General features: G+C 72.6%; 14 protein-coding genes and 2 tRNA genes. 7 read left to right on the top strand and 9 right to left on the bottom strand.

The features are described from left to right. Positions 1–7: 7 nt before the first annotated feature. Positions 8–778, bottom strand: a complete 771-nt coding sequence (locus tag F8279_RS13695; protein WP_151500122.1) for an N-acetyltransferase — start codon at positions 776–778, stop codon at positions 8–10. An 85-nt stretch (positions 779–863) separates the two neighbouring features. Between F8279_RS13695 and F8279_RS13690 the strand changes: the two genes are divergently transcribed. Both F8279_RS13690 and F8279_RS13685 read left to right on the top strand, forming a co-directional pair. Continuing rightward, positions 864–1,331, top strand: coding sequence for an SRPBCC family protein (locus F8279_RS13690; RefSeq protein WP_091421518.1), 468 nt, complete (start codon positions 864–866; stop codon positions 1,329–1,331). Between the two features lie 50 nt (positions 1,332–1,381). After that, positions 1,382–2,569, top strand: a complete 1,188-nt coding sequence (locus F8279_RS13685; protein ID WP_091421521.1) for an aromatic acid exporter family protein — start codon at positions 1,382–1,384, stop codon at positions 2,567–2,569. 6 nt (positions 2,570–2,575) lie between these two features. Here F8279_RS13685 and F8279_RS13680 read toward each other — a convergent pair whose 3' ends face one another. Next, complete coding sequence (locus F8279_RS13680) at positions 2,576–3,160, bottom strand: GNAT family N-acetyltransferase (RefSeq protein ID WP_091421524.1); 585 nt, start codon at positions 3,158–3,160, stop codon at positions 2,576–2,578. A 64-nt stretch (positions 3,161–3,224) separates the two neighbouring features. On the opposite strand from F8279_RS13680, the gene F8279_RS13675 reads away from it, so the two are divergent. Next, positions 3,225–3,659, top strand: a complete 435-nt coding sequence (locus F8279_RS13675; RefSeq protein ID WP_091421527.1) for a hypothetical protein — start codon at positions 3,225–3,227, stop codon at positions 3,657–3,659. Between the two features lie 631 nt (positions 3,660–4,290). Here the strand turns inward: F8279_RS13675 and F8279_RS13670 are convergent. Next, the gene (locus F8279_RS13670; protein WP_091421530.1) at positions 4,291–4,797 is read right to left on the bottom strand and encodes a SigE family RNA polymerase sigma factor; all 507 of its coding nucleotides are present in this window, start codon (positions 4,795–4,797) and stop codon (positions 4,291–4,293) included. Between the two features lie 136 nt (positions 4,798–4,933). On the opposite strand from F8279_RS13670, the gene F8279_RS13665 reads away from it, so the two are divergent. Beyond that, a complete protein-coding gene (locus tag F8279_RS13665) occupies positions 4,934–5,725 on the top strand; it encodes an aminoglycoside N(3)-acetyltransferase (RefSeq protein ID WP_091421533.1) in 792 nt (263 codons plus the stop codon). Positions 5,726–5,952: 227 nt separating this feature from the next. On the opposite strand, the gene F8279_RS13660 is transcribed toward F8279_RS13665, so the two are convergent. Together F8279_RS13660 and F8279_RS13655 are read right to left on the bottom strand one after the other, a co-directional pair. Continuing rightward, positions 5,953–6,435, bottom strand: coding sequence for a hypothetical protein (locus tag F8279_RS13660; protein ID WP_091421536.1), 483 nt, complete (start codon positions 6,433–6,435; stop codon positions 5,953–5,955). A 319-nt stretch (positions 6,436–6,754) separates the two neighbouring features. After that, positions 6,755–7,072 carry a hypothetical protein gene (locus tag F8279_RS13655; RefSeq protein WP_225853267.1) on the bottom strand — a complete coding sequence of 106 codons (318 nt, stop codon included), beginning with the start codon at positions 7,070–7,072 and terminating at the stop codon, positions 6,755–6,757. Positions 7,073–7,400: 328 nt separating this feature from the next. On the opposite strand from F8279_RS13655, the gene F8279_RS13650 reads away from it, so the two are divergent. Beyond that, positions 7,401–7,610 carry a hypothetical protein gene (locus F8279_RS13650; protein WP_139135462.1) on the top strand — a complete coding sequence of 70 codons (210 nt, stop codon included), beginning with the start codon at positions 7,401–7,403 and terminating at the stop codon, positions 7,608–7,610. Between the two features lie 1,243 nt (positions 7,611–8,853). On the opposite strand, the gene F8279_RS13645 is transcribed toward F8279_RS13650, so the two are convergent. The 4 genes from F8279_RS13645 to F8279_RS13630 form a co-directional block, all read right to left on the bottom strand. Beyond that, positions 8,854–8,927 (bottom strand) — tRNA-Ile (locus tag F8279_RS13645). Between the two features lie 120 nt (positions 8,928–9,047). Further along, positions 9,048–10,283: an NAD(P)/FAD-dependent oxidoreductase gene (locus F8279_RS13640; RefSeq protein WP_151500121.1), complete on the bottom strand. Its 1,236-nt coding sequence runs from the start codon at positions 10,281–10,283 to the stop codon at positions 9,048–9,050. Continuing rightward, complete coding sequence (locus tag F8279_RS13635; RefSeq protein ID WP_151500120.1) at positions 10,276–12,411, bottom strand: MMPL family transporter; 2,136 nt, start codon at positions 12,409–12,411, stop codon at positions 10,276–10,278. Before F8279_RS13635 ends, F8279_RS13640 begins: the two co-directional genes overlap by 8 nt. A 178-nt stretch (positions 12,412–12,589) precedes the next feature. Continuing rightward, positions 12,590–12,662 (bottom strand) — tRNA-Asn (locus F8279_RS13630). A 267-nt stretch (positions 12,663–12,929) separates the two neighbouring features. Here F8279_RS13630 and F8279_RS13625 point away from each other — a divergent pair. Both F8279_RS13625 and F8279_RS13620 read left to right on the top strand, forming a co-directional pair. Then, positions 12,930–13,316, top strand: coding sequence for a hypothetical protein (locus F8279_RS13625; RefSeq protein ID WP_091421552.1), 387 nt, complete (start codon positions 12,930–12,932; stop codon positions 13,314–13,316). 96 nt (positions 13,317–13,412) lie between these two features. Further along, positions 13,413–14,597 carry an ROK family transcriptional regulator gene (locus F8279_RS13620; protein ID WP_151500119.1) on the top strand — a complete coding sequence of 395 codons (1,185 nt, stop codon included), beginning with the start codon at positions 13,413–13,415 and terminating at the stop codon, positions 14,595–14,597. The last annotated feature ends 19 nt before the right edge of the window (positions 14,598–14,616 follow it).

Here is a 14,616-nt window from a genome sequence, read left to right as displayed (position 1 = left end):
GAGCGGTCTACGCGTCGGGAATCCGGACCGTGAGCACCCGGGTGAGGACGCGGAAGCCGGCCGCGTCGTACATCCGGCGGGCCGGGTTGCCGTCGACCACTGACAGGCCGACGGACGGCAGTCCCACCTCGCACGCGCCGCGCAGCGCGTGGACGAGCAGCGCCCGACCGAACCCGCGGCGCTGCGCGCGGGGCGCCACGCCCAGATTCAGGATCCAGACGCAGTCGTCGTCGGTCCACGGCACCGGCCCGGCGCACAGCACGTGCCCGGCGCTGCGGCCGTCCGGGTCGATCAGCCGGGCCGAGGCGGGGATCAGCGGCGGCACCGGCTCACCGGTGTCGAACATCGCCCGCACCTCCCGGGTGTCGCTGGGCTGCCAGCGGCCGTCCGGGTGGTCCGGGCCGTACGCCGCGTCCAGCCCTTCGGCGAGGTCGTCGTCCCAGCCGGGTGCGCCGAGCGACCAGCCCTCCGGCAGCGTCACCGGTTCGGGTACGTCGGTCAAGTAGTGCCGCATGTCCGTGGCGGCCCGGCTCAGCTTCAGCCCGTCGGCCACCAGTGCCGCCGCCAGCGACTCGTCCGGCGTCTCCAGCCGGTGCCCGGCGAGATCGCGCCGTACCCGCGAGACGAGCCGGGTGAGCGGCGCCTCGGGCAGCGGCCGGACGTCGGCCGCGACCGCTGTGCCGTCGTCGTCCCGCAGCCGCATCCGGGCCAGCGGGACGCCGTCGTCACCGAGCAGCAGCGAGTCGTCAGAGGCATCGGGGTGCGGGCGTACCGGCATTCGCGGCAGCGTACCGGCCGCGCCCCGGTCCGGCGCCCCGGTTCCGCGGCCCGCGGCGGGGAGGGTGCGGGCCTAGGGTTGGGGGGTGAGCAGGATCGATCGGGGCAGCAGGACGATCGGCGCCACTCCGGCGGCGGTCTATGACGCGCTCGTCGACCGGGGCGCCCTGGAGGCGTGGTTGCCGCCGGACGGGATGCGCGGGCGGATCGAGCGCTGGGATCCGCGCCCCGGTGGTGGGTTCCGGATGGTGCTCACCTATCTCGACCCGACCGGCAACCCCGGCAAGACGTCGGACGCCACCGACGTGGTCGACGTCGGGTTCGCCGAACTCGTACCGGCGCACCGGGTCGTGCAGACGGCCGTGTTCCAGTCCGACGACCCGGCGTACGCGGGCACCATGACCATGACCTGGCAGCTCGCCGCAGTCGGCGACGGCACCGCTGTGACAGTCAGCGCCACCGGCGTGCCGCCGGGCATCGACCAGGCGGTGCACGAGGAGGGCATCGCGTCCTCGCTGGCGCACCTGGCCGCGTACCTCGAACCAGGCGGCTGACCACGACGGACGCCGGGATTGCCGGCGGTTTTTGCGGGTAGCCGCCGACGGTGGCCGGGCAACGGGAGGGTCGCGGCGGCCGGCGGGGGTCGTCGCGGCGCGCCGGCCTGGACGCGGAACGGTTCGACGAGGCGTGGGAGCGCGTGAACGAGCGCGGCCGCGCCGCCGGCCGGGACCGGATGCAACAGCTGCGGATCAAGTCCGTACTCGCCGTGCAGGCCGGTCTGGCGGCGGCGCTGGCCTGGGCCGTCGCGCGCTGGCTCACCGGCATGCCGAGCCCGATCTTCGCCCCGGCCGCCGCGGTCGCGGTCATCACCTCGTCCTTCGGGCGACGCCTCTCCAACACGGTCGAACTGCTCGCCGGGGTGACGCTCGGCATCATCGTGTCGGATCTGCTGATCGGCGCCGTCGGCGCCGGCGTGTGGCAGACCGGCGTGATCGTCACGGCGTCCGTGCTGGTCGCGCTGGCATTGAGTACGCGGGGCGGGATCGTGGGCAACGCCAGCGGTACGGCGGTGCTGCTCGGCGCGCTCTCCTCCTCCCGGCACACGCTGGAGTTCCCCCGCTTCGTCGACGCGCTGATCGGCGGCGGCGTGGGACTGGTGGTGACGTTGCTGCTGGTGCCGATCAACCCGCTGCGCGTCGTGCGGCGGGTGGCCGCGCCGACGCTGCGGCAGCTCGCCGGCCAGCTCGCGGCGACCGCTGCCGCGCTGCGGCGACGTGACCACGACCTGGCCGACCGGGCGCTGAGCCGGTCGCAGGCGATCGGCGCGGACCTGGGCCGGTTCTGGGACGTCTTCGGCGGCGCGAAGGAGACGGTCGACCTCGCCCCGGCGCGCTGGCCGAGGCGGCGTTCGGTCCGGCACTACCAGCTCGGCGCGCCGGACGTAGACCAGGCGGTCTGGAACACCCGCGTGCTGGCCCGGCGGGCCGTCGTGCTGATCGAGGACGGGGAGCCGATCCCGGAGAGCCTGCCCGACGCCGTGGAGGCGCTCAGTGAGGCAGTGAACGCCGTACAGGAGGAGGTTCTCGCGGACCAGGGCCCGGAGGACGCCCGCCGGCACGCGCTGCGTGCGGTGGCGGCGGCGACGCGCGCGGAGCTGGCCGGGACCGGGCTGTCCGGCACGGTGATCGTGGGGCAGGTCCGGACCGCCGCGAGCGACATCATGCAGGCGACCGGGATGGACCGGGAGGAGGCGCTGCGGCGCATCCGGGACGTGGCCGCCGCGCAGTCGTGACCCGGTTCAGTCGTCCCCGCGGACGCGGGCGTGCAGGTGCATGTCGTGCCGCCCGTCGTCGTGCACGGCCGCGCTGCGCTTGGTGCCCTCCAGCCGGAACCCGGCCTTGACCGCCACCCGGCACGACGCGACGTTGCCGGTCGAGTGGTCCAGCCAGAGCCGGTGCAGCCGGCCGTCGCCGAGCGCCCACGCGCTCAGCGCCCGCAACGCGCCGGATGCCACGCCGGCGCCGCGGGCGGCCGGAACCACCCAGTACGCGCACCCGGCCTCGCCGTCGTCGAGGTTCACCCCGCCCAGCACCATGCGGCCCACCACCTCGCCGTCGCGGGTCACCGCCCAGCTCGCGCCCGTCGCCTGCCGCCAGGCACGGCGGAAGTGCGCGAACCATTCCCGCACCTGCTTCTCCGACGCGGGCCGGCGGGTGTGCCAGCGGCGGATCTCCGGATCCTGGTACGCGGCCAGCACAGCCGGTGCGTCCTCGTCCGCCCAGGGGCGCAGGACCAGACCGTCGGCCGCGAACAGCGTGGGTTGCGGGCCGGTGGTGAGCGTGCCGGCGGGAACGGCGGGCGGTGTGGACGCCGGAAAGCGCATCCCCGACTGTCCATCGCCACCCGCCCTTGGTGTCAAGTGACCTGGTGTCGCTAGTGTGCGAGCCATGGCGGTGACCGCGACGGGCGTCTTCCGGCGTACGCCACGGGAACGGGCCGACCAGCGACTCGCGTGGGAGCGCGCCGACCAGCCGTTCTTCGCCGCCGGGGCCTGCCACATCCTGGCCTGGGTGTGCCGGGACACCTACCCCGACCGGCCGATCGGCCTCGCGGGGTTGCGGTTCGCGGGCGAGCGCCAGGTCTTCCACGTGTACGCGACCTGGGCAGGCTGGGCGTTCGACCACGCCGGATGGAACCCGGAGGCGGATCTGCTCGCCGCCAACCGGGAGTTCGAAAGGCGTCCACTGGACCGGATCACGATCGTCGACGACCTGGCCGCGTTCTGCGAGTCCCAGCGTCACCGCATGCCGCACCGGTACTGGGGTGATCCGCTCCCCCGCGCCCGCGACTACGTGAACCGGCATGCCCCGCCGTGGGAGTGACGCCGTCCCCGCCGGGATCCCGGTCGGCCGGCGCACCCGGCCCGGGATCTGTACGGCGTGCCGGATCCGGCTGACCGTCCGCGATGTGCGCGGGAGGGCTGGGCCGGTGAGTCCAGCCCTCGTACCGGCGGGCCGGTGCGCGTCGATCAACGCCTGACGGGACTCGGCGGCGGGCCGGCGGGGTCGTCCGACCGCGTGTCCGGCGGAGCCGGGACCGGACTGGCCGGCATGCTCGGGTCCGCCGGGTCCGCCGGGTCCGCCGGGTCCGCCGGGACAGGCGACGCCACGCCCGGCGGTGCCGGGACCGCACTGTCCGGCCTGGTCGGGTCCTCCGGGCTGATCGGCACGGGCGACGCCACGGCCGGCGGGGCCGGAACGGGCTCGCTCCGGTCCGGCTGGGGGACGCTCGTGCCCGGCTGCGGCGAGATCACTGTGTCCTCGCCCCGGCTGGCGTAGGCGAACGGCGCCCCGATCACGAGCACCGCCAGGATGCCCGCCGCGCCCGCCGCCACCGTGTTGCGTCGACGGCTGCGCGCACGCCGTTCCGCCCTGGTCAATGAGTCCCGCACAGTCGGTGCCTCCTCGGCTATGTCGGTGAGGGTGGAGCGGAGCAGACCTTCGAACGGATCACTCATCGCTGCATCTCCAGAAGCTCGCTGTCCGGCAGGATCTGACGCAGTCGGGTGACCGCGCGGTGGGTCCGGCTGCGCACCGTGCCGACCGAGCAGCCCAGCAGTTCGGCGACCTGGGCCTCCGGCAGGTCCTCGTAGTAGCGCAGGACCACGACGGTGCGCTGCGCCGGTGGCAGTTGCCACAGCGCCGCCCGCAACGCCAGCCGCAGATCCGTACCGCCGGCCGGGTCGGCCACCACCGGCTCGTGCACGCCGACCGGTGACTCCCGACGACGACGCAACCGCCGCCACCAGCTCACCTGCTCCCGGTACATGACGGCACGCAGGTAGCCCTCCGGGTCGGCGTGCCGAATGCTCCGCCACTTCGGAATGATCTTCGACAGCGCCGACTGGAACAGATCCTCGGCGCTGCTTCGATCACCGGTGAGCAGGTAGGCGACCCGTATCAGCGCCGGCGCACGGCTCGCCACGAACTCGGCCAGCACCGCCCGCTCGTCCTCGTCCACCGCACCACCCTCGTCTCCTCGTTCACCAGTGACAGACGCGCGGGGACGCCGCCGCTATCCCGAGATCGGCGAATCGGTTTCCGCGGGCGCGGGCACAGTCCCCGGTGCAGGCTCGGCCCCGCCTACACTGCGCCGCGTGGACCAGGCCGCACCGCACACCGTCAGCTCGCTCGCGTACGACCTGCGGGTGCTCGGCATCGTCCCGGGTGACGTCCTGCTGCTGCACTCGTCGTACCGGAGTCTCGGGTTCGTCGCCGGTGGCACCGAGGCGGTGGTCCGGGCGCTGCTCGACGCGCTCGGACCGGAGGGCACCCTCGTCGTGCCGACGCACACGCCGGACAACACGGACCCGGCCGGGTGGCGGCATCCGCCCGTACCCGAGGCGTGGTGGCCAGTCATCCGCGAACAGACGCCCGGCTTCGACCCGGCCCGCACGCCGAGCCGGTGGATGGGCGCGGTCGCCGAGACGGTACGCACCTGGCCGGGCGCCCGCCGCAGCAATCACCCGCAGGTGTCCTTCGCCGCGCTCGGCGCGCACGCCGCCGACATCGTCGAGGGCCACCGACTCGACGACGCGCTGGGCGAGCACTCCCCGCTGGGCGCCGTGTACCGGCTCGACGGCAAGGTGCTGCTGCTCGGCTGCGACCACAGCTCCAACACCTCGCTGCACCTGGCGGAATGGCGGCAGGCGGCGGCGCCGCGGGCGGTGACGGGCTCGGCGGTACGGCTGCCGGACGGAACGAGCCGGTGGAGCACGTGGACCGACGTCGTCACCGACGAGGACGACTTCCACCAGCTGGGCGCCGACTTCGAGGCGACAGGCGCCACGACGACCGGCCGGGTGGGCGGCGCGACGGCCCGGCTGATGCGCCAACGCGCCCTGGTCGACTTCGCCACCGCCTGGATGGCCGCAAACCGCGAGCAGTGACCGCCCCACCGCGACGGAGCGCTTGTTCAGTCCGGCTTGGGAGCGAAGGGGGTTACGGCGGGGTTGGCGTAGATCCCACTCCGCCGGGCAGAGGTGGGTCCACGCGGCTCCCGTCACCGATCTCCGATCGGGCAGCTCATTGCCCAGGCCGGCGAGCGGTTCTCGACCTGCCGGACGTAGCGCTCGAAGACGACCATCTCGCGGACGCCACGCCACGCCGAATACGTCTAGCCGTCCTGGTCGACAGCGAACGGACGGTACCCCGGCGGCGGTTCACCGACCTGTAGGTCCGAGAACAGCAGCGTGAGGTCGTGGGTATTGGTCTCGATCCGCACCTCGTGGAATTCAAGCCCGATCGCCTCAGCCCAGCGCTGAGCCGCCGGCGACTCCTCCACGATCCGGGCACCCGGATAGAGCGACTGCCACTTCACGCCCCAGACATAGCCTTCCAGGTCGACTCCGGTCCGGTGGTCGGTCAGGCGGTCGTCGAGCGACTCGCGCCACGTCGACGGCGCCACTGAGGTCCGACAGCGCGCCTCGACGCAGTACCGGAACAGGTAACGCAGATACTTCGGCGCCACCCCGGTGCGAGGATCCGCAGTCACGTAGACGATGGCCTCGTAGTCCCGCATGTAATCGGTGAACCCGTGGTAGACGAGCGCCTGGTCGAACATTTCGTCGAGGGCACGACCGAGCACCAATGGGTCCACGGCGTAGTTCTACACCGTCGGGGACGGTCGGTTCCTGCCGAGCCCGTGCGCGAAGGCGATCGAATGGGCTGCGCTCGTGCGGCGACCCGCTGACGCGCCGTCCAGCCTGAGCGCTCGGGCTCGCCGCTTCCTAGCGGTCCCTTGGGTTCGGCTCGAAGTGCCCGCTGTCAGCAACCGGCGCGAACAGTGGGAAGCCGACGGCATCGCGCCGGAAGCGTAGACCGGGCGGAGAGCTGTCAGGCTTGCCGTACTCCTTTCTGATCGGGGCCGGACGGAAGGGGCAGAGACCGTCCACACTCTCCGGCGACGCGGTTGCCGCCTACTGCCGGCGCTCAGGAGCGGGGATCTCCCGCGGCGGGCCCGGCTCGGCCCGGCACCAACCGCCTCGGAACTCGACTCCGGGGACTCCCTCGATCAGGCGGCTGATGTCGACCATCGCCCCGAGTGAGTCGGCGACGCTGCCGCGCAGTTCTCCGACCGCCGATTCGAGGTCGTCGTCTTCCGTCGACCAGTCGACATCCGCGTCCCGCAGCTCGGCGACTGCGCGATCGGTGAGAGCCTCCGCGTTGGTGACCAGGACGTCGACTCTGCAGTACAGGTGCAGAGCGAGCGGCGCCGACACGTGCAGGTTCTCCATTCGATCAGCATGCCGAAGCAAGCACGAGTTAGGAAGAGCGCACCCGACGGGCCGTGCTGCCTGGCCCTGGCGTCCGTGCCGACGGGCACGCTACGGGCTGACAGACGGGAATACTGATCAGGTGGACGATCCCGCCGAGTCAGCGATCGAAGGAGTCCGAGGCTACGCAGCCGCTCTGAAGCGCATTCGGTCGCGTTTGCTCGACGCGTACGCGGATCTCGGATGCGTCTCGGATCTGATGGCGGCAGTGAGGCATACGCGAACGATGCCTCGGGAGGGCACGTCGAGCACGGGTATCGAGTACTCCGTCCATGGGGCCGGCTGCCGGATGACGGATCAGCATGGCCAGGAGGTCGACGTCGACCTGGTCGACGGCGCCGAGGCCTTCGACGCCTGGCGGATCACGCGCTTCCTGGACGGGAAGTCGGGCGCGCGCCCCTCGGTCGAGGAGTTGCGTACGGCATGCGTCCACCTGTCCGAGCTGGGCGAACTGCGAGAGATACGGGCCGGCCGCTGGTACGCCCTGCCCGATCACTGATTCGACCGCTTCCATCCAGCCCGTCCGCGGGAGAGCCGGCTACCTACCGCGCGCCTTCCGCCGAGCTGACAGCTCCCACCGAAGCCGCCTCACGTCTTCGGGAGGGGCGTCCGGGAACGGCGGCACTGCCGCAGCGATCTTCTCCACCGCCTCCTCGCCGATCGCCTGACTGATGGCATCCCACAGGCCCCTTCGCGCCCGAGACGCTTGAGGACCGATCAGTCACTCGGTGATGTGCCGTCACGCTCCCGCAAGATCGCGAGATGGGATACGACGTGACGGTACGACGGTTCGGGCTCTGCGTGGCGGTCGCGCGACGCTGCTCACCGTCGGCGTGTGGCCGCGCCGCTCGATCAAGCCCACGCTCTCGAATGCGGATGGGCTCGTGAAGGTGGCGAGCGACACGGGCGACCTGGAGAGCGCGGTCGACAAGCTCGAGCCGACCTGCGGCAGGTACTGGTAGCTCGGCTGAGCAGGGCGTCTCGCGTGGCAGGGCGGGCGGCATCGAACGCATCCCGCCTTTCGGTACGGTGACGCTTCACGGGTCGCGCCCTAACCGACGAAGGCCTCGCCGTCCAGGAGGTGACGCGCGTGCGATGGACCAGCCGCATGTTGTGGTGGCCGCTCAGCGTCTGCCTGATGGTGACGCCAGCAGCCTGTACGTCCTCAAGTGGTTCCGGCCAGGGTGAGGCCCGACCACCCGCACCAACTGCATCTCTGGGTACTGACCCGAGCGCGTCCCCGTCAACTGACGTGAGCGCCAGGCAGGAGTCATGCACTGTATCGATCGATGCGATGCAGGAACCGCCGGCGGGTTATCGGCTCGTGGGAGAGGACGTCGCGGTACCTGACCGGCCGGTGCTTCAAGCAGAGGAATCGGGGCAACCGGACCCGGCAGCCCGGCTGTTCGCCAAATGGGGATTGGTCGTACGCGGCGGCGCAGTGGTCGATCTTCGGGTGGCATCCGGCTGGGAGGACAGGGCGCGTCTCGGATGGGGCTCGTCAGTGGTGCCAGCCGTGCGCGCCCGTGTGCGCGCCTGCGCACCTGTCGACGACCAATCTCAGTGGCTGGCCTTCGTCGGCGGCACGTGGGTTGCGCGGGCAACCTGCCTACCGCTCACAATTCGGTCGCGGGGGCAGACGGCGCAAGTACAGCTAGGTATCGGTGTCCCGTGCGACGGAACCGACCCGCCAAGTTCCCAGGAAGGCGCCGCCGGCATGGCCGACCACGGAAAACGGGTAGTGGGGCGGGCGGGGTTCGAACCCGCGACCGAGGGATTATGAGTCCCCTGCTCTAACCGGCTGAGCTACCGCCCCGTGACCGCGCCGGATCGTAACCCGCCGATCGTTGCGCGGACCACCACCTACCGGGCGGAAACACGGCCGCGACAGCACGATGGGCAACGCGAGGATAACAACGCGCTACCCGCCGATGGCTCACCCGCGCCGCAAGTCCGCGAGGACCGCGCCGACCGCACGCCATCCGCTGGCGAGCGCGCCCTGGATGGACGGGCTGTCCCGGTGGTCGCCGGCCACGTACAGGCCGTCGCCGAGCGCCACCGGCTTGCGCAGCCGGCCCTGTGGTGGCGGTGCGGCGGGTAGCGCGTCCGGCACGGCGACTGTGGTGAGGTGGGTCCAGTCGGCGGTGGGGCGGCCGTAGAGGCGGTCCAGTTCGCGCCGGATCACCGGTTCGGGCGGTGCCTGCGGGCCGACCACCGAGGTGGCGATCAGGTGCTCGCCGTCGGGCGCGTACGTGGGCGCGGCCCGGCTCACCACCACCGTGTTGGCGACGAGTTCGCGCCGGTCGCCGTCGAGCAGCAGGATCGGCTCGTCCAGCGGCGCCGTGTCGGTGCGGTGGTAGTAGGTGGTGTACGCGTGCATGCGTACCCGTGGCAGCCCTGGCAGCAGCGTGGCCGCCGCCGGCGGATCGACAGCGACCACGACGGCGCGGCAGGTGATCTCGCCGGACGGGGTGCGGACCCGGCCGGGCGCGACCTGGGTGACCGGGGTGTTCAGCTCGATCAGCTCGGCGGGCAGGGGCGCGGCGAGCGCCCGGGGCAGCGCCGCCATGCCGTCCGCCGGCAGGCCGATCCGGCCGCGGGCGAAGGAGCGCATGACGACGGCGAGGACGTGGCTGGAGGTGGCCAGCTCGCGGTCGAGAAGCACGCCGGACAGGAACGGCCGGAGCAGTTCCTCGATCATCGCGTCGGAGAGCCCGGCCCGGCGCAGCGCCTTCTCCGCGCTGGTCTCGGGCGTGTCCAGCAGCCGCCCGACCGGCACTGTGGCGTAGCCGGCGGCGAGCGCGGCGAACCGCAGCCGGTCGGTCAGCGAGCCGATGCCCGCGGTGAGCGTGCCGGGCGCTCCGGTGGGTTCGCGCAGCGGGTTGACCAGGCGTTCCAGCCGGTCGCCGCGACGGACCAGCACGCCAGAGGTGAACCAGCCCATCTTGAGAGTGCCGACGTCGACCAGGCCGGTGAGCCGCGGGTAGGCGGTGTTGAGCACCTGGAAGCCCCGGTCCAGCAGGAACCCGTCGACCCGGTCGGTGGCGACCCGCCCGCCGAGCCGGTCGCCCGCCTCCAGCAGTCGCCACGGCACCCCGGCGCGGTGCAGCCGCCGGGCGGCGGCGAGACCGGCCAGGCCGCCGCCGACGACCACCACGTCCGTGTCAGGCACGGTCCACCCCCGCCCCGGCGCGGTCGCCCTCGCGGTGCGACCGCGACAACCGGCCCGGCCACCAGACCTTCGGCCCGATGTCGTACGCGAGCGCGGGCACCAGCAGCGAGCGGACCACGATGGTGTCGAGCAGTACGCCGACGGCAACCGCCACGCCCAGCTCGACGAGCACCACGAGCGGCAGGACGGCGAGCGCGGAGAACGTGGCGGCGAGCACGATGCCGGCGGAGGTGATCACGCCGCCGGTGACGGCCAGTCCGGCGAGCACACCGGCGCGGGTGCCGCGGCGGACCGACTCCTGCCGGACCCGGCTCATCAGGAAGATGTTGTAGTCGATGCCGAGCGCGACCAGGAAGACGAACGCGAACAGCGGGAAGGACTGGTCGACGCCGGGGAAGTCGAAGACGTACCGGAACAGCAGCGCGCACAGGCCCAGCGTGGCCAGGAACGACAGCACCACCGTGGCGATCAGCAGCACCGGTGCGACGAGGGCGCGCAGCAGCAGGGCCAGGATGACCGCGATGACCAGCAGCACCACCGGGATGATGACGTCGCGGTCGCGTACCGAGGCGTCGGCGGTGTCCACGTTGATCGCGGTGAAGCCGCCGACCACGGCGTCGGCGCCGGGTACCCGGTGCACGGTCTCGCGCAGGTCGCGGATGGTCCGCTCGGCACCGTTGCTGTCCGGCGGGTCGGCGAGCGTGACGTCGAGCTGGACCCGCCCGTCGACCACCTTGGGGGGCGAGTCCGGGTCGGGCGGCGCGTTCTCGCCCCGCTGGCCGAGCGGCAGCACCGAGGCGACCCCGGGCACGCCCTGCGCCGCCTGGGCGACCTGCCGCGCGGTGGCCTGGGTGGTGAAGATGGTGGCGGGGCTGCCGGTGCCGGCCGGGAAGTGCCTGTCGATGACCTCCTGCCCGGCCACCGAATCGGTGCGCTGGGTGAACAGCTGGGACTGGCCGAGCGTGGTGGCGCCGAGCTGGGTCACCCCGATCGCGAGGGCGGCGAGCACCACTGCGGTGACGACCCAGACGGTACGCGCGCGCCGGGCCACGAAGCCGGCGATCCGCCCCCAGATGCCGTGTTCGGTGCGCGGGTCGGCCTGGTCGTACCGGGGTCGCCGGGGCCAGAACGCCCAGCGGCCGCCGAGGACCAGCAACGCGGGCAGGAAGGTGAGCATCACCAGCAGCGTGGCGGCGATGCCGACGGCGCTGACCGGGCCGAGCGCCCGGTTGGAGTTGAGGCTGGACAGCAGCAGGCAGAGCAGGCTGACGATGACTGTGGCGCCGGAGGCGATGACGGCCGGTGCGGCGCCCTTCCAGGCGGTCCGCATCGCGTCCCAGGGGCGCTCGTGCCGGTGCAGCTCTTCCCGGTAGCGGGCGATGAGCAGCAGCGCGTAGTCGGTGCCGGCGCCGAGGACGAGCACGGTGAGGATGCCCTGCGCCTGCCCGTTGAGCTTGACGATGTCGTGGTCGGCGAGCAGGTAGACGAAGACGGCGGCGAGCGAGTACGACATCCCGGCGGCCAGTAGCGGGAAGATCCAGAGAACCGGGCTGCGGTAGACGACGAGCAGGATGACCAGCACCACTGTGAGCGTGACCAGCAGCAGCGGCCCGTCGATCGCGCTGAACACCTCGATCAGGTCGCCGAGCAGCCCGGCGGGTCCGGCCACGTCGACGGTGAGTCCGTCGCGGTCCGGGCCGGCGATGTCGCGCAGGCGTTCCACAACGGACCGGACCTGTTCGCCCTCGGCGCTGTCGATCGGCACGATCACCTGGGCGGCCTGCTCGTCCTGGCTGACGACCGGTGGCGGCAGCGGGCCGACCACGCCCGGCACCTCGGCGAAGCGGGCCGCGTCGGCCTGGATGCGCTGCTGGTCGGCCGGGGTGAGGCCGCCGGGGCGTTCGTAGACCACGAGGGCCGGGGTGGTCTCCCGGTCGACGAATCCGGCGGCGAGGTCCTGCGCCCGGGTGGCCTCGGCGTCGGCCGGCAGGAAGGAGGCGTTGTCGTTGGTGGAGACCTCGCCGAGCTTGCCGGAGTAGGGGCCGGCGATGCCGCCGACGACCAGCCAGCCGAGCACCACCGCCACCGCGATCAGCGTCGCGGTCCAGCGGCTGCGTCCTGCGGCCATCTCCACCGTCCTCGAATCGACGCATCAATCGACGCAGCGGGAGTCTAGGTCGACGCCGACCATCCTGCCGGGCGAACGGTGACCCGCGGGCGGAAACCAGGCAGCCGGAGCACATACCGGGGCACGGGAACGACGAACGCCCGCCGGCGATGCCGACGGGCGTGAACGCGTAGTGAAGCTCCCCCGATTGGACTCGAACCAATAACCTGCCGGTTAACAGCCGGCTGCTCTGCCAATTGAGCTACAGGGGACCGTGCACCGCTCGGTCCGGATCTCTCCGCTCCGTGCGACGGGGACAAGAGTACAGGACATCGGGGGGTGGCGCGCCAGGGGGTTACCGGACCGGACCTGACCGGCTGACGCGCCAGAATTACGGACAAATCGTCATCTCGGCACAGGGAGGCATGAGCGGAGAGCAGGATGGGTAGTTAGCCGTCGACAGAGAACGCAGGCGCGAGACGGTCGTTCCGCCGAACCGGCGGAGACCGGCGAGAGCGTCAGGTACGGAAGGAGCCGCCATGCGCGGAAAGATCATGTTTCTTGGCGGGCTGGCTGCGGGATTCGTCCTGGGCGCCCGTGCCGGCCGGGAGAAGTACGAGGAGCTGGTGGTCCGCGGGCGCAAGGTGCTCGACCACCCGACCGTCCAGGAGGCGGCCGGGGTCGCGCAGGCCCAGGCGACCCGGCTCTACTCAGAGGGCAAGGACAAGCTGGGGCAGACCAAGATCGGCGAGAAGCTCGCCACCGGCAACGGCGGCAAGCAGGGCATGACCGAGGCCGACAAGCCGTTCGCCGGCACGCCGGCCGCGGTCGGCAGCCGCAGCGCCAACGGCACGGGCTCGACCAGCTCGACCGGGTCGGCCACGACCGGCACGAGCAGCAAGCCGTCCACCGGCAACACGCTCTGACGCAAGCGGACAGCGGGCCGGTCACCTCCGGGTGACCGGCCCGCTCCCGTCTGCGCGGGCACGGATGTGGCACATTCTCGGTGGGGAGGTGACCACATGCCGATGGTCGGACCGGAGACGGCGGATCAGGCGCGGCTGCTGCGTCTGCTGCGCGACGACGGCCCACGCTCCCGGGTCGAACTGGCCGACCTCCTCGGCCTGCCCCGGGCCCGGTTCGCCGCCGAGGTGGACCGGCTGACCACGCTCGGCCTGGTGGAGAGCGCCGGGCCGGCCGCGTCGAGGGGCGGCCGCCGGTCGTCGCTGCTGCGCGTCGGCGCGCAGGTCCGGTTCGGCGCGGTGCTCGTCGGCGACGGCCTCCTGCGGGTCGCGCTCACCGACGGCGAACTGAACCCGCTCGCCCGGCACGACGAGCCGGTGGACGTCCGGCTCGGCCCGGACGTGGTGGTCGGGCGCATCGTCGAACTGCTCGGCAAGCTGCGCGTCGAGGCGGGACTGTCGTCGCTCACCGGCGTCGGCGTCGCGCTGCCCGCGCCGGTCGAGGTCCGCGACGGCTCGCCGGTCTCCGCGCCGGCCCTGCCCGGCTGGCACCGCTTCCCGGTACGCGACACGCTCGCCGCCGAGCTGGGCTGCCCGGTGCAGGTGGACAACGACGCCAACGCGATGGCCCTCGGCGAACGGCACGCCGGCACCGGCCGGCCGTTCGACGACTTCCTCTACGTCAAGCTGGGCGAGGCGATCGGCTGCGGACTGGTGCTCGCCGGATCGCTCTACCGTGGTGCGGCCAGCGGGGCCGGCGACATCGGCCACTTCCAGCTCACCGAGGACGGGCCGCTCTGCGGGTGCGGCAACAACGGGTGCGTCGAGGCGTACTGCGGGGATGTCGCACTGGTGCGGGAGGCGGTGACCGCCGCGCGGGCCGGGCGCTCGACGGCGCTGGCGGACCGGCTGGCGGCGGCCGGGACGCTGTCGGTGGCCGACGTGGCAGCGGCCGCGACGGAGGGCGACGCGGCGGCGCAGACGCTCGTCCGCGACGCCGCCCGCCGGCTCGGGCGGGTGCTGGTCGGGCTGGTCAGCTTCGTCAACCCGGCCATCGTGATCATCGGCGGCGCGCCGGCCGGGATCGGGCCGGTCCTGCTCGCCGAGATCCGGGGCGTGGTCTACCGGCGCTCCACGCCGCTGGCCACCGGCAGCATGCCGATCGTCCTGTCCGACCTGGGCGACACCGCCGGCCTGATCGGCGCAGCCCACCTGGTCAGCACCCAGTCCTACGCCGCCCGCTAGCCCCCGTCTCTTATTCACA

The sequence above is a fragment of the Micromonospora sp. AMSO1212t genome, from assembly GCF_008868145.1.
Taxonomy (GTDB): Bacteria; Actinomycetota; Actinomycetes; order Mycobacteriales; family Micromonosporaceae; genus Micromonospora; species Micromonospora tulbaghiae.
This window is presented reverse-complemented; position numbering and strand designations above follow the sequence as displayed.

Coding starts and splice junctions, on each gene's coding strand:
- F8279_RS13695 (WP_151500122.1), bottom strand. CDS start 778: ATGCCGGTACGCCCGCACCCCGATGCCTCTGACGACTCGCTGCTGCTC.
- F8279_RS13680 (WP_091421524.1), bottom strand. CDS start 3,160: ATGCGCTTTCCGGCGTCCACACCGCCCGCCGTTCCCGCCGGCACGCTC.
- F8279_RS13675 (WP_091421527.1), top strand. CDS start 3,225: ATGGCGGTGACCGCGACGGGCGTCTTCCGGCGTACGCCACGGGAACGG.
- F8279_RS13655 (WP_225853267.1), bottom strand. CDS start 7,072: ATGGAGAACCTGCACGTGTCGGCGCCGCTCGCTCTGCACCTGTACTGC.
- F8279_RS13650 (WP_139135462.1), top strand. CDS start 7,401: ATGACGGATCAGCATGGCCAGGAGGTCGACGTCGACCTGGTCGACGGC.
- F8279_RS13635 (WP_151500120.1), bottom strand. CDS start 12,411: ATGGCCGCAGGACGCAGCCGCTGGACCGCGACGCTGATCGCGGTGGCG.
- F8279_RS13625 (WP_091421552.1), top strand. CDS start 12,930: ATGCGCGGAAAGATCATGTTTCTTGGCGGGCTGGCTGCGGGATTCGTC.
- F8279_RS13620 (WP_151500119.1), top strand. CDS start 13,413: ATGCCGATGGTCGGACCGGAGACGGCGGATCAGGCGCGGCTGCTGCGT.